A 14,211-nucleotide genomic window follows, 5' to 3' on the forward strand; every position below is an offset into this window, starting at 1 on the left:
TGTCTAATCGTGTTTTATTTAGTACACTGTATGGTAGACAACATGAAGGAGGAAGTTGAATATGGGTTATTACATTCTAGTTGGTATACTAGCATTAGCAGCTGGTGTAGCACTAGGATTTTTCATTGCTCGTAAATATATGATGAGCTACTTAAAGAAAAATCCGCCAATCAATGAACAAATGTTAAAAATGATGATGATGCAAATGGGACAAAAACCATCACAAAAGAAGATCAACCAAATGATGGCTGCCATGAACAAACAACAATCAAAATAAAACGGACTAGCACTCATATAGATGGGTGCTTTTTTCGTGCTGATAAAAATATTCTAAATCTTTATTATTTTATAAAAATTTGGTAAAATTAAACCTCAGTCCGTTGGATTATTTTTCCGAATAACTTCAATTATCAACGTATTCAATTTTTGGTAGATCGATTACTCGTATTTGGAGGCGGTTTAATGAAAGTATTTTTAGAATTAGGCTGGTATTTTAAACAGGAGAAAAAAGCGTATATATCCGGGATTTTCCTCCTAATGCTTGTAGCAATATTGCAACTAGTGCCGCCTAAGATCATAGGAATCATTGCTGACCAAATTAAGAATGGGACTATGACAACGGGAATTCTCTTGCAGTGGATGGCCGTATTAGTTATTGTTGCCCTTGCAATGTATTTCCTTAGGTACTACTGGAGAATTATGATTTTTGGATCATCAGTTAAGTTAAGTAAGTTGCTTAGAAATCGGCTATATCATCATTTTACAAATATGTCGCCATCATTTTACCAAAAACGTCGGATTGGGGATTTAATGGCACATGCCACAAACGATCTGTCAGCCATTCAACAAACAGCGGGCGTCGGCGTGTTAACCTTCGTTGATTCTCTTTCAACTGGTGGGTTTGTCATCTGTGCCATGGCATTTACGATTAGCTGGAAATTAACATTAATCTGTTTAATTCCGATGCCCTTTATGGTAATCCTTACGAGCTGGTTTGGAACAATGCTCCATCGAACCTTTTATCAGGCACAGGAAGCATTTTCATCATTAAATGATAAAACTCAGGAAAGTATTACTGGGATTAAAGTGATTAAGACATTTGGCCAGGAAAATGAAGATATCGAGGATTTTCGGAAGCAATCAGAAGATGTCGTCCAAAAAAATATCACCGTCGCAAAAATTGATTCTCTTTTCGATCCGACGATTTCGATTATTGTTGGTATTTCCTTTTTCTTATCGATTGTGTTTGGTGCAAAATACGTGATTAATGGGGAACTAACAATCGGGCAATTACTCTCGTTTACTACATATTTAGGTTTACTCATCTGGCCGATGCTTGCATTTGGCTGGTTATTTAATATTGTTGAGCGAGGCAGTGCTTCCTATGACCGAGTTTCCATGCTCCTTCAAGCAAAAGAAGATATAACCGATAAGGAAGGGGCCATAAACGTGGTGCCCGCGGGTGATATTGAATACAATCTTTCTAGCTTTACTTATCCTGGAGAAACCACACCGGTTTTAAAGGATATATATTTTTCGATATATACCGGCGAGACGGTGGGCATTGTTGGTAAAACAGGTGCTGGTAAAACCACGCTTTTAAAATTGCTCATTCGTGAGTTTGATAGTTATCAAGGTGAAATTAGATTTGGAGGGAAATCTCTGCAGGAATACAAGCTTGAAAAATTACGCGAGGCCATTGGTTATGTACCGCAAGATCATTTCTTGTTTTCAGCCTCTGTTAGTGAAAATATCGCCTTTACGAACTCCGGGGGATCAATAGAGGAAGTCGAGAATGCAGCTAAGCTTGCCAATATCCATACTGATATCCTTCAATTTACTGAAGGCTATCAAACGGTTGTTGGAGAGCGTGGGGTATCCTTATCGGGCGGGCAGAAGCAAAGGATTTCGATTGCCCGGGCTATTTTGATGAAGCCAGAAGTGTTAGTACTCGATGATTCCTTATCTGCAGTAGATGCAAAAACAGAGGAAGCCATTCTTTCAGCATTGAAACAGAATAGGGAAGGAAAAACAACCATCATCACTTCACACCGATTAAGTGCCATTCAACATGCAAATCTCATTCTCGTTCTTGAGGATGGAAAGATTGTGGAAAGAGGTACACATGAAGTATTGATGGAGTCGGGTGGATGGTATAAGGAAATGTATTTACGCCAGCAGCTAGAAGAGTTGGTTGAGCATGGAGGGCATTAAGATGGATGAGAAATTTCAGCTTACAGATCGTGAACAAAGAAATATTTTATTCCGTTTGCTTTCTTATACGAAACCACATAAAAAAACGATTGTCACAGCATTTATCTTCTTACTATTAACAACGATTGGCGATATTGTTTTACCGATTATCGTAAAAATATTTATCGATGATTATTTAACTCCTGGGCAGCTAGAGTTTCAGCCACTATTGATCCTAGGTTCCACATACATGTCAATCCAAATCATTAAAGCGATTCTCATGTTTTTTCAATTGGTTAAATTCCAGGAACTGGCTTTGAAAATTATCCAACAGCTGCGCATTGATGTTTTTTCTAAAGTACAGTCGCTCGGGTTAAAGTATTTTGATAAGACCCCAGCAGGAAGTATCGTTTCAAGGGTGACCAATGATACCGAAGCCATTAAAGACATGTTTGTTACCGTTATTGCAACGTTTATCCAAGGTGGATTTTTATTACTAGGTATTTTTATTGCGATGTTTATTCTGGACATCAAACTTGGCTTATTATGTGTCGTGATCCTTCCGTTATTATTGTTTGTCATGAACCTATACAGAAAATTAAGTTCACGATTTTACCTTGATATGAGCGAACGGCTGAGCCAATTGAATGCCAAGCTCAGTGAATCTTTATCAGGAATGGGGATTATTCAAGTGTTTCGGCAGGAAAAAAGACTCCGGACAGAATTCGGAGCTATTAATGACCAACACTATCAGGCAGGAATGAAAAATATCAAAATAGATGGCCTTCTGTTAAGACCAGCGATTGATTTAATTTATATTTTGGGCTTAATCATTGTATTAAGTTATTTTGGAATAACGTCTTTTAACCATGTGGTGGAAATCGGCGTGTTATATGCCTTCATAAATTATTTGGATCGTTTTTTCGAACCGGTTAATCAGATGATGATGAGGCTATCCTTGTACCAACAAGCGATTGTCGCTGGCTCCCGTGTTTTTAAACTGCTGGATGAGGAAGAATTAGCACCAATACAAAAAGAAGAGCGGACCAATTCCATTGAAAAAGGAATGATTGAGTTTAAGAATTTAAGTTTTTCCTATGATGGAAAACGGGATGTGCTAAAATCTATTTCCTTTAAGGCAAATCCTGGTGAGACAGTCGCACTGGTTGGCCATACTGGAAGTGGAAAAAGCTCGATTATCAATTTGTTAATGCGTTTTTATGAATATGAACGGGGGGACATTTTGATTGATGGTCAATCGATTCGGAACTTCACAAAGACAGAACTCAGGGAGAAAATGGGCTTAGTCTTACAGGATCCATTCTTGTTCTTCGGCACGGTGAAGGATAATATCCGTCTTCATTCGAATGACATGAGGGATGAACAAGTCGAAGAAGCAGCAAAGTTTGTCCAAGCCCACACCTTTATTGAAAAGTTGGAGGATGGCTTTGAACATAAGGTTGTCGAACGTGGTACCACATTTTCAAGCGGTCAAAGGCAACTAATCGCTTTTGCCCGAACGATCGCCGCTAATCCCAAAATATTGGTTCTCGACGAAGCGACCGCCAACATTGATACAGAAACAGAAGAAGCCATTCAAACCGCACTCGCCAAAATGCGAAAAGGTAGAACGACTATTGCCATTGCGCATCGCCTGTCCACCATTCAGGATGCTGATTTAATCTTAGTATTGCATCAGGGGGAAATTGTTGAAAGGGGAACCCATCAAGAACTGCTTGCTCTGGGTGGCTTGTACCATAAAATGTTCCTTTTGCAAAACGGAGGGGTAGAACGACTTGAGGATGTTGTGAATTAATGGAAAAAAGCCTGGCGGAGTCGCCAGGCTTTTTTCCATTATATAGGTCTATTGTCTATTTCTAATGATGACGACATACAAGGACTTTCTTTTAACTAGCTGATGAAGGCATCTTGTTTATATATATTCTATGATATTCATTTAAGAGATGATCAAGTTCCTGGCTGTAACGAATTGCAACGGAGGATGTCAAGCCGTTGGTGATGGCGACTTGAATTAATTCAGCTCGTTTTTCTTCAATTAATGTAACTAAATCATTTTTTGTCACGGCCGATGTCCTTTCCGGAGTAACCCCTAAATTATGGTGCAAATAGACTACTAATATATCAAAATGACATTGGTTTTACTAGTATAACCTATGATGTAAATTTTTACAAAGGCATTTGTAAATAAATATCCAACGAATTTATGTATATATTTTATGGAAGAGGCATTTCAGTGGAACAAAAAAAGGCGGCGACATAAAATATTCAATTTAACCATTATCATTTATATCAAACATTTGTTAGAATATAAACGTATCGACTATAGTGGGAGTGTTAATATGTCAGATGTAAATATATTTTTAGCCTTAGGGGCAGGATTTTTAAGCTTTATTTCTCCTTGTTGTTTACCGCTTTATCCTGCATTTCTCTCGTACATCACAGGTATGTCTGTTGGGGAACTAAAAAGTGAAAATGCCATGCTTCAAAAGCGGAGTTTACTCCACACATTATTTTTCCTTTTAGGCTTTTCAATTATTTTTATTGCGATTGGATTTGGAACTTCGTTTCTAGGAAGCTTTTTCTTACAGTATAAAGATCTTATTCGTCAACTAGGCGGAATTTTTATTGTTTTCTTTGGTATAGTGATCGTAGGAATATTAAATCCGAAGTTTTTGATGAAGGATCGCCGCATTGAATTTAAAAATCGTCCTTCAGGTTATTTTGGTTCTGTCTTAATTGGGATGGCATTTGCAGCTGGTTGGACGCCTTGTACAGGTCCGATTCTATCGTTTGTTATTTCCCTGGCAGCCACAAATCCAGGTTCAGGTATGATGTATATGATTGCCTATTGTCTAGGCTTTGCCATACCATTCTTTATCCTTTCGTTCTTCCTTGGACGCATGACTTGGATTAAGAAGAACAGCGGAAAAATTGTTAAAATTGGCGGTTACATAATGATTGTAATGGGGGTTGTCCTCTTCTTTGACTGGATGACTAAAATCATTACTATTTTTTCAGGAATGTTTGGTGGCTTTACGGGGTTCTAATTTAAACTCGAAAATGATAAATATATAAAAATATTATATTTTTTGAAAGGGAACTTCCTTAGGAGGTTTTTTCCTTTTTTTGTATCGATCACCTGTGTGTTAGAAATGGGAACATTTTATCATGAGTTAATTTTTTTCAAATGAATTTATTTGCGATATAATGGGTTAGTAAATAAATTAGATAAGGAATGAATCTAATGAACATAGTTCTTGCTTCTTCAATTGGAGCGGTTTTTATGGGCAGCCTTGCCTTGGTTGTCCGTATGAAAGCTGCAAAGAAACCCACGAATGCTCGTAAAATAATTCTACCTCCATTTTTCATGTCGAGTGGGGCTTTAATGTATATAGATCCGCAATTTAGACTAACTGGAGCAGAAATGATCGAGGCAGCGATTGTTGGGATGCTATTCTCTATCTTACTAATTAAAACCTCAAAGTTTGAGATCCGCGATAACGATATTTATCTAAAGCGATCCAAGGCATTTTTCTTTATTTTAATTGGTCTATTAGTTGTTCGCCTTGTTATGAAGTCGGTACTAAGTGCAAGCATTGATTTGGGAGAATTAAGTGGGATGTTCTTTTTCCTTGCCTATTGTATGATTGTCCCCTGGCGGATTGCGATGTATATGGACTACAAAAAGCTGTTTAGGCAACTTCATGGTGATAAGCAATTATAATTATGTGATAGACTGGTCCTTTATTGGATCAGTTTTTCTTTTTAGGATTTGTTAAATAATGAGTTTGAAATATTGGTCGAAAATGTTTGCATAGTTCCGGGCTATTGGCGACAAAAGTCAGTGAAAATCAGAGAAAAGTGTCGCCAATGAGGGCTATTGACGACAAATTTTAGGAAAGAACTATGAAAAATGTATCCAATGGTGTCCGTTGATGACAAAATAAAAAAACCATCTATTAGCTAGATGGTTAAAATAAGTGCTCAAAAGGAGCAACATCAATTCTATTTTCAAAGAGCTTTTTTCGTAAAAATTTATGATCTCTTTTTGGTGTGGCTTGAATATATCCACGAATAACGAGGTCCTGAGTAATTTTTGGAGCTTTTTCTCGAAGGGCGATTTCGCCAATCTTTCCGGCAATCTTATGTCTGGCAACATCACGGAATAATTCGGGAACAGGACTGACTAAATCCTCTAGGAGTTCTTTCTCCTCAGGCCCCCACAAGTGTCGCGATTCATTTACATAATGTTCTTCCCAATCCATAACTGACTTTCCGTCTTCTTTCGGCATCTTCTTCAAAAACTTACGGAACATAAAAAATCCTCCGATGGCAAATGACCCAACTAGGAAAAATACCCAGAACAGGATAAACCATAGAAACCAACCATGAAGCATATCTATTCACCTACAAGATAACTATTTTTCTTCTTATTATAGTCTGATTTTATGAATTAAGACAAGTATTGGACAAAATTGAATGAAATTATACTTAAGATTTTAATCAAGAATCGAATCATAGTGAATGCACTAAACAGGTAATGGTTCCGTAGTTTACTGATGAAAAGCTTGTCGAAAAAAAGACAAATACGCTGATTCTATTGATTATCACCATATTCCATAGTAATATGATATCAAATGATAGGGAAGCGAAGGAATTTGTTTCTTTCGCCAAAAGACTGTGTTACTGTAGTCCAAACATCTTAGATATTTTAACATCCATGGGGCTGAATGGGGTACTGGTGTCCTCCACAGTCTTCAAAACTGCCTGAGACCTGCGTGCCAGGTCTGGTGGGTTCGATTCCCACGCAGTCCCGCCAATAATGACTTTTCAATCCATTACATAACATCTTACCACTACAGTCTTTTGTTAAGTTTATACGACACTGTGTGAAACCGAGAAGCCAAAACCATTTGTGTTCAGAGCCTTCAGATATATTATTTGGAGGTTTTTTGTATGCGTAAGGATTGAGAAAACAAGGAAGAGTCACAGGCATAAGAAAGGTTACTGAGATCTTGACTATGACTGAATGTTTGAGCGATTCATGTGGTTCAAACAGACGGAGGGTTTAGCTCCTCGTACTATTGAAGATTTTCAGATTCACTTTCAATGGTTACTAGATTATCTTGGTGAAGACTTATGAAGAGAGCAAATGACTCTTGAAGTGTTCCTTGAGTGAGTTGACTTTATGCTCAACGATAAAGGTCTTCAACCTATAACAGTCAATATTGGTGTAAGAACCTGAGAGTATTCTGCGTTGGTGTTATCTTGAAAACCTTTTTCATATTTCAATTCATGATAAGTTTAAGCCAATGAAGACAGAAGAAGACACTATTGAATCTTAAACTGTTACTGAAATTAAAACTCCGTTCAACGAATTTGACGAGTCGACCTTCGTTGTTCCGAGATAAAGTTATGGTCTATGAACGCCTCTCCCTGTTCAAGGTCCATATTTTTGGTTTCTCCATTAATCTGTAATATTAATTTAGACAAATATTTTGCGTCTCTTTTAATAGCAGATCAAATCGAGTAGTTTAATTTTTTTACATTGAAATCCTGTTGGCTGAAAATCATGAAATACACTCCATTCATATTTAAATAAAACACAAGGTAAGCAGATACAACAAACAAACTAACTTACGATTGTTTCATAATTGCGTAAAACGAATAATCGATTATTCAAGGGTTCTCCTCCCCTCACTGCTATATAAAATGAATCTTATGAGAGTTTTTAGTCATGGATCACTTGATGAGGAAAACTATTATACTTCTAATTATGAAAATATAAAAGAAAAATTAATCCATTTTTTTCTTTTTTTGTCGTTTTTTTCAATTATTTGTCCTAGCTGAGATGAAACGTAACATAATCTCAGAGCGTACTAGAGCGGGTCTGGAGACTGCTTGAGCAAGCAATCCGTATCGGTTCAATTGCGTTCATTAAATCTTGAAATTCAACCATGCTGTGGAATGGCTTAACTTACAGTCTTTCGTTTAACGTGACAAAGAATTAAAACAGGATTACTCTTAATAACGTATCTATTCATTACAATTGGAATGACATAAGCGGTGGAATAAGCACCAACCTACTGCTTTTGCTAAGGAGATGATGTCACCAAGTGTGAGGTATTAGTAGACGGAGTTATTATAAAAATCAATCATTCGCAAAGTTAAGGGGAAAATGGAAATTTTGACTCAGAATAACTTTTTATATGCATCATTAATTATGTAATTAAAGGGAATCATAAATGAATAATGGCATTTTAATAGAAGCTAGGATATTTTCAAGGAAACTACATAGCTTTACAACTAGAACGAGGGTGTGAGAACGTGTCAGAGACAGATATGTCGAAATACGAGAAGAAAATAATCATTCGCAACATACAAATCGAAGACATTGATGAAATTATAGAGTTAGGGAAAGTTTGCTTCCCTAACATGGACCCATGGAAGCGGGAGCAATTGGTTAGTCACATTCGAATTTTCCCAGAGGGTCAATTTTGCGTGGAATATGAGGACAAGATTGTAGGTTCCTGTTCAAGTTTAATCGTCAATTTTGAAGAATATGACGACCAGCACACATGGGACGTTATTACGGACAACGGGTATATCACGAATCACGACCACAACGGGAAAAATTTGTACGGGATTGAAGTGATGGTCGATCCAGGATACCGGCGCATGAAACTAGGTGCCCGTCTTTACGAGGCGCGCAAGGAACTCGCTGTTCGATTAAATCTTCAAAGCATCATTATCGGCGGACGAATCCCAAATTACCACAAATACAAGAATGAAATGACGGCTCGTGAGTATGTTGCTGCAGTTGAGAAGCACAGTATTTATGACCCAGTTTTGTCCTTTCAGCTCCTGCAGGGGTTTACTATTAAACGTATCAACACAAGCTACCTGCCAGATGACAAAGCATCTGATTCTATGGCTACCTTGATAGAATGGAACAACATCGATTATCGTCCAAAGAATAAGCGAATTTATCGCACATCGTTCCCGGTTAGAATCTGTGCGGTTCAGTACATGATGAAAAAAATTGACTCGTTTCAGGATTTTAATCGTCAAATTGAGTACTATGTCGACGTCGCGGCTGATTTCGGATCTGATTTTGTTGTATTTCCGGAGATATTTACAACCCAATGATGTCATTTCTGGAAGAAAAACGGCCGGATCAGGCAGTTCGACGACTGGCAACCTATACAGATCAATATATTGAACTGTTTACGCAACTCGCAGTACGATATAACATCAACATTGTTGGTGGATCACATTTTGTTGAAGAAAATGGGGATGTCTACAATGTTGGTTTTTTATTCCGTCGCGACGGCACGATAGAAAAACAGTCCAAAATTCACGCCACACCAAACGAGAAAAAGTGGTGGGGCATTTCAGAAGGAAACGAAATTCATGTGTTTGACACGGATTGCGGAAAGATTGCTATCCACATTTCTTACGACATCGAGTTTCCGGAACTCGCAAGGATTGCTGTTGATAAGGGTGCAAACATTATATTTGTACCTTTTTGTACGGAGGATCGTCAGGGGTACCTCCGTGTTCGCTACTGTGCCCAGGCACGTGCGATTGAGAACCAAGTATATACCTGTATTGCTGGAACCGTGGGCAACTTAACGCATGTTGAGAATATGGATATTCAGTACGCACAATCTGGAATTTTCTCGCCTTCCGATTTTGAGTTTGCAAGGGATGGGATTGTAGGGGAATGTGATGCTAACATTGACACCGTAGTTGTTGGTGACGTAGACCTTGAGAAGCTGAGACGTTCTCGGAATTCTGGTTCGCTGCGCCAATTACGCGATCGACGACATGATTTGTATCGAATTGAATGGAATGGATTGGATTAGCATAAAGCAGGATTAAGTTGTTTATAACTTAGGGTGTCAAGCACCAGACTTGGATTTGGTGATTGGCACCTTTATTTGTTTTACTTCCGGAGGGAAAACTTTGGGATCACTGTGAACAGTAGCTTTTTTGGGAAGTATGTTAATAATTAACCACGAAAGCTAGAAAATCAGTGTATACATTATGCAAGGAGGCTAAGTTGAATGTATAAAGAGCTTATAAGACCAACTGAAATATCCATAAAAGATAAAAAGTATAAAGTAAAAGGTAATGTTATCCGGGCTGCGGTGTTTGCAAGAACCAATGTAATCGAAGTTTTAACAGCAGATAACGAAAGATTTTATTTTATATACTTTAAAAATTCATTAATATATGGTGATAAACTAGATAAGGTGGAAGAAGGATCATTTATCAATAAAGCATTTCATGAAGGTATTGTGATTGAATCTCCTCATCCAATATTAAATGCATTAATCCCCAATCAATCCGTTTCTATTCAAAATAAAAATAAACTCTTCACTCAACTCCAAATTCATTATTCTTTAAAGGAAATAGCCTATATTGCGACAACACTTGACTCATTTTTTGATAAGGATGAGCTTGTAAAAATTATTGACAAGGTCTTTTTTCACTATAGAAGAAGCGGAAAATTTATGAAGTCATTTCAGATTATTCAAATTTTACATGATTTTGTACCTTCATTAAAATCAGCAAATGAACGTCAAAATTCACAAGAATTCAATTCATATCATGATTTTTACAAATCCTCGAGTTTACCTTCCATCCTAAAAAAGGATCCACTATTTGTTGAACTACTTTGCTTCCAAAATAGATCAAATCCAGAAATGCGTGTTTTTTTAGAAGATATATTTACAAAACAGGATTGTTTACTGTACTGGAGTTGTTAGTGCTCTGGATTGAATCTCCAAAGGCTGAATCGATTAAAAAGTACACAGATTTTGCTCTATAACTTGTTACGATGAAAGAATGGATATTCATACTAGGAGAGGTAAATATCAATCCGTATCGAGTTTTACCTGAGGCAAAGTCCATTATTGAAAAAATGATTCAAGAAGATAATTACGAGACAGCGGCCTTATTTTTATTAAATTTCATCCATGATCTGCCAACTTCCTATGATGCTATCCTGAATTCATTATGGGGGAATTTGAATGCTGGATTTGTAGGATCTCACCTAGACGATTTCATCTTTATGTTTCAACAGCTAGTCCCCGAAGATCACTCTAAACTATTGGAACAAAAAATCTTTCAACTCGCTGTTATCCTGCTTGAAGAGCATGATCTCAAAGAGGTTCACGAAAAACTTTTACCTATTCAAAAAATACACCCCTATTCAGCGGTGATTCGAAAAATGAATAATATGTTAGCATTATTAGAGGACCCTGATCAGATGATGGAATTGGGGGATTATTATGCAGAGTTTAAACAATTTGATAAAGCTATTGATTGCTTTTTCTGGGAAATGGAACTTCAACCACAGGACCCTAATCCTGTACAGAAAATAAGTCGTATGTATCAACATAAAGGAATGGTAAAAGAAGCAGCTACATACCAAAAAGTTTACGAGCAAATAAAAAGTAATCAAGGAATAGGCTGAAAACGATCGAATAAATCTGCTGGTCAAAGAAATTATTTCTTGAATAGAAAAAATCAAGATAAGCAGTTCTTCGGAATTGCTTATTTCCGCCCATAGAAAAACTGCTCCTCCAATTGTTAGGTTGTCTAACAATTGGGGGGCAGTTTGTTTCATATAAGGTGTGTGATACTATTCATTTCAAATATAATTTAGTTGGATAAGCTCCGCTAAAACAGGAAACACAACGGCTGCTGGTTTCTGCAAGATTTACATCAACCGCCTCCAATAAACCTTCAGTGCTTAAAAACGCTAATGAATCCGCGCCAATTACTTCTCCAATTGCTCGTTCATGTTCATGTTCATGTCTGTTAGCAAATAACTCCTCTTTTGTCGGCATATCAATACCATAAAAGGGGTCTTCAAAACTGCTTGAGACAGAAAATAAAAGTGTACACCTAAAAAAGGCCAAACATTATAATAGACTTCTTTTTTCCTATGTATAGTTTAAACAGATGTAGTTGGTGGAAATATGATTAAGTTTTTGCCACCAACTTGACATTATAAAGCAACCCTATTAGAGGGAAGTCATTCATACTTCTGGAGCAATGAAGAAAAAGAAAAGCCAATGCTTTTAGGTATTGGCTTTACTATAGAATTTGTTTAATTGAAGATTTTACTTAAGTACAGGAACTCCAAGAGAAACAAATAGATCGTATGTATCATCTAATCTTGGGTCATTTGGAATGACTAATATAGTGCCGTCTCTTCCTCGTGTAAGCAGGACACGATAACTATTTTTTCGAATTTGATAAGGGTTTTTCAATCGGCGGTCTTGATAATAGTTCACCCATTGTCCATTTTCAATACGGAAATCATATCCCCATAGAAGAATCCCTAAATCTAACTCAAGCCTCTGTGTTTGGAATTCTGTAGCATAGTGATTCAATCTTGACGAAAAATAAGCTGAATCGGGATGATTGAAATAAGCATACATAATGCGATTTATCTTCCAGAATAGGAAGTGTTCCTCTTCGAAATCCCTTTGATGAAACTAAGTTACCATACTGTTTTGTGGTATCTTGATATACACTTTGAACCATTGTCCGTGCTTTTTCTACGCTGCGTGTTACATAAAGATTTAATCCATTCTGTATGACAAACGAAGTTGACTCCTTTAAGTCTGAAAAATGACATTGAAATAGATCTTCTACCCACTTATGCCACTCGATTGCTGCATGGCTTCTTAATGTGTGGGTTAGATTATAGGTTGGCTTTATAATATGTTGTTGGGAATAAGGAAATAAGCCATCTAAAATGTCGCTAGTGTGAACTATCCAATGTCCTTTTTTAATAGACTGATTCCAAAGTGAAAGGCCACTGGGAAAGCCTCCAGGGGCGGCGTGGAGCATGTACATTATATGGTAAATTGTGGAGTTGAACTATACTCCTCTATTTAACTATGCCTTCACGAAGCCATAATAATCTGAGCTCATTCGATTCATTTGTTATTCCTAATCAATGGTTATGAAATCCTGCGAATAAGCGAGTATTCGGGAGAAAATCGTATTAAGCTGAGGGAGTTTAATAAGGAATATCACACTTTTAAAGAAATAAACAAGTTAAAAAAGAAGCAAACTGGGAGGGCAAAATGAAGGAATTATGTCTAAATTATCGATAATAGTGTTTACTTTTGATGAATGGGGAGAAAAAAAGTAAACCAACAATTGTTTGTTTACATGGTTTAGGAAATAGTGGTTCACCCTTTTTTGAAATGCTGATGACAACAGAAACCATTACAAATTGGCTACCCTCGAAGTATCAGTAATAAGATTCCACAATAATAAACCAGAAGGCGCCCCAGAAGATCCAAAAGAAGGGAATCAGAATTATCCATCTGATGATCTTATATTTACCTATTCCATAACATATCCATGAGGTTATGGCGCTTACTACAAATGTCAGAATAAAGCCATGATATGAATAGAAAAGTAAATACTCAGGAATAAAGATTTCGTCACTATCACTCCAGCTGGTTATCACGTGTGGAAAGTACCCTAAAACTGTTAATAGGGCGCAACTAACTTGCATGGAAACCATGTCTTCTAGGATCTCTTCCTTCTCCATCCTCCCACTCCTTATATATTTTTGTCATTTTTTCAATTATAACAAAGATATTCATCTGCAAAGAAGGGTAGAATCGATAAAAACTTGAAAAGGCACTTTGTGATAAAATGCACTTAAAGTAACGGGTGCGTGTGCGGCCGAGCATAGGTCGTATCATATAGCGGGTGGGATTCCCGTCGAGTAAGAACTAGCCATTCGCTCGTAGCGAGTCTTGGAGGGCTAAAGGTAACTTTAGTCTTTAAGCGTAGACAGTTAGGTGGCGGGCCGAAAGCCAAATGGTTGAAGGGATTGAGCTCCATAATGTTAGTAAATCGAGAGGGCTGATGCTTTACCTGCAGCAGAAAGCTACATTTTATCCTTCGTTTAAGGCAAGATGGGTAAAACCTCTCTGGAGTCAGAGACCTTGGCAC

13 protein-coding genes, 1 tRNA gene and 1 pseudogene are annotated in these 14,211 nt (G+C 37.2%); 9 read left to right on the forward strand and 6 right to left on the reverse strand.

The window, feature by feature from the left end:
- The first annotated feature begins 61 nt into the window (after positions 1-61).
- From CCK98_RS10510 to CCK98_RS10520, 3 genes are all read left to right on the forward strand, one after another.
- Entirely contained in the window at positions 62-277 is a 216-nt protein-coding gene (locus tag CCK98_RS10510) for a YneF family protein (protein ID WP_088086539.1), read from the forward strand.
- Positions 278-462: 185 nt separating this feature from the next.
- Positions 463-2,214 (forward strand): ABC transporter transmembrane domain-containing protein, encoded by a 1,752-nt coding sequence (locus CCK98_RS10515; protein WP_088086540.1) that lies wholly within the window; start codon positions 463-465, stop codon positions 2,212-2,214.
- Between the two features lies 1 nt (position 2,215).
- Positions 2,216-4,009, forward strand: coding sequence for an ABC transporter ATP-binding protein (locus CCK98_RS10520; protein ID WP_088086541.1), 1,794 nt, complete (start codon positions 2,216-2,218; stop codon positions 4,007-4,009).
- 91 nt (positions 4,010-4,100) lie between these two features.
- Here CCK98_RS10520 and CCK98_RS10525 read toward each other — a convergent pair whose 3' ends face one another.
- Complete coding sequence (locus CCK98_RS10525) at positions 4,101-4,277, reverse strand: aspartyl-phosphate phosphatase Spo0E family protein (protein ID WP_088086542.1); 177 nt, start codon at positions 4,275-4,277, stop codon at positions 4,101-4,103.
- Positions 4,278-4,553: 276 nt separating this feature from the next.
- Between CCK98_RS10525 and CCK98_RS10530 the strand changes: the two genes are divergently transcribed.
- Complete coding sequence (locus CCK98_RS10530) at positions 4,554-5,261, forward strand: cytochrome c biogenesis CcdA family protein (protein WP_088086543.1); 708 nt, start codon at positions 4,554-4,556, stop codon at positions 5,259-5,261.
- Between the two features lie 197 nt (positions 5,262-5,458).
- Positions 5,459-5,938 (forward strand): CcdC family protein, encoded by a 480-nt coding sequence (locus CCK98_RS10535; protein WP_088086544.1) that lies wholly within the window; start codon positions 5,459-5,461, stop codon positions 5,936-5,938.
- 247 nt (positions 5,939-6,185) lie between these two features.
- On the opposite strand, the gene CCK98_RS10540 is transcribed toward CCK98_RS10535, so the two are convergent.
- Complete coding sequence (locus tag CCK98_RS10540; protein ID WP_088086545.1) at positions 6,186-6,611, reverse strand: DUF2621 domain-containing protein; 426 nt, start codon at positions 6,609-6,611, stop codon at positions 6,186-6,188.
- Positions 6,612-6,936: 325 nt separating this feature from the next.
- Between CCK98_RS10540 and CCK98_RS35215 the strand changes: the two genes are divergently transcribed.
- The 4 genes and pseudogenes from CCK98_RS35215 to CCK98_RS10555 all read left to right on the forward strand — a co-directional run bounded on the left by CCK98_RS35215 (position 6,937) and on the right by CCK98_RS10555 (position 11,698).
- Positions 6,937-7,033, forward strand: a tRNA-Sec gene (locus CCK98_RS35215).
- 1,508 nt (positions 7,034-8,541) lie between these two features.
- A pseudogene (locus CCK98_RS10545) lies at positions 8,542-10,082 on the forward strand (GNAT family N-acetyltransferase).
- A 201-nt stretch (positions 10,083-10,283) separates the two neighbouring features.
- Positions 10,284-10,988: a hypothetical protein gene (locus CCK98_RS10550; protein WP_088086546.1), complete on the forward strand. Its 705-nt coding sequence runs from the start codon at positions 10,284-10,286 to the stop codon at positions 10,986-10,988.
- Positions 10,989-11,059: 71 nt separating this feature from the next.
- Positions 11,060-11,698, forward strand: coding sequence for a M48 family metallopeptidase (locus CCK98_RS10555; protein ID WP_088086547.1), 639 nt, complete (start codon positions 11,060-11,062; stop codon positions 11,696-11,698).
- 172 nt (positions 11,699-11,870) lie between these two features.
- On the opposite strand, the gene CCK98_RS10560 is transcribed toward CCK98_RS10555, so the two are convergent.
- From CCK98_RS10560 to CCK98_RS10570, 4 genes are all read right to left on the reverse strand, one after another.
- Complete coding sequence (locus CCK98_RS10560; protein ID WP_088086548.1) at positions 11,871-12,146, reverse strand: hypothetical protein; 276 nt, start codon at positions 12,144-12,146, stop codon at positions 11,871-11,873.
- 204 nt (positions 12,147-12,350) lie between these two features.
- Complete coding sequence (locus CCK98_RS10565; RefSeq protein WP_088086549.1) at positions 12,351-12,671, reverse strand: DNA/RNA helicase domain-containing protein; 321 nt, start codon at positions 12,669-12,671, stop codon at positions 12,351-12,353.
- Positions 12,583-13,092 (reverse strand): DNA/RNA helicase domain-containing protein, encoded by a 510-nt coding sequence (locus CCK98_RS37005; RefSeq protein WP_142292141.1) that lies wholly within the window; start codon positions 13,090-13,092, stop codon positions 12,583-12,585. The genes CCK98_RS10565 and CCK98_RS37005 overlap by 89 nt, the downstream gene beginning before the upstream one ends.
- Before the next feature lie 403 nt (positions 13,093-13,495).
- Positions 13,496-13,801 carry a hypothetical protein gene (locus tag CCK98_RS10570; RefSeq protein ID WP_088086550.1) on the reverse strand — a complete coding sequence of 102 codons (306 nt, stop codon included), beginning with the start codon at positions 13,799-13,801 and terminating at the stop codon, positions 13,496-13,498.
- Positions 13,802-14,211: the final 410 nt, after the last annotated feature.

It is taken from the genome of Bacillus sp. OV166, from assembly GCF_900177675.1.
GTDB lineage: Bacteria > Bacillota > Bacilli > Bacillales > Cytobacillaceae > Neobacillus.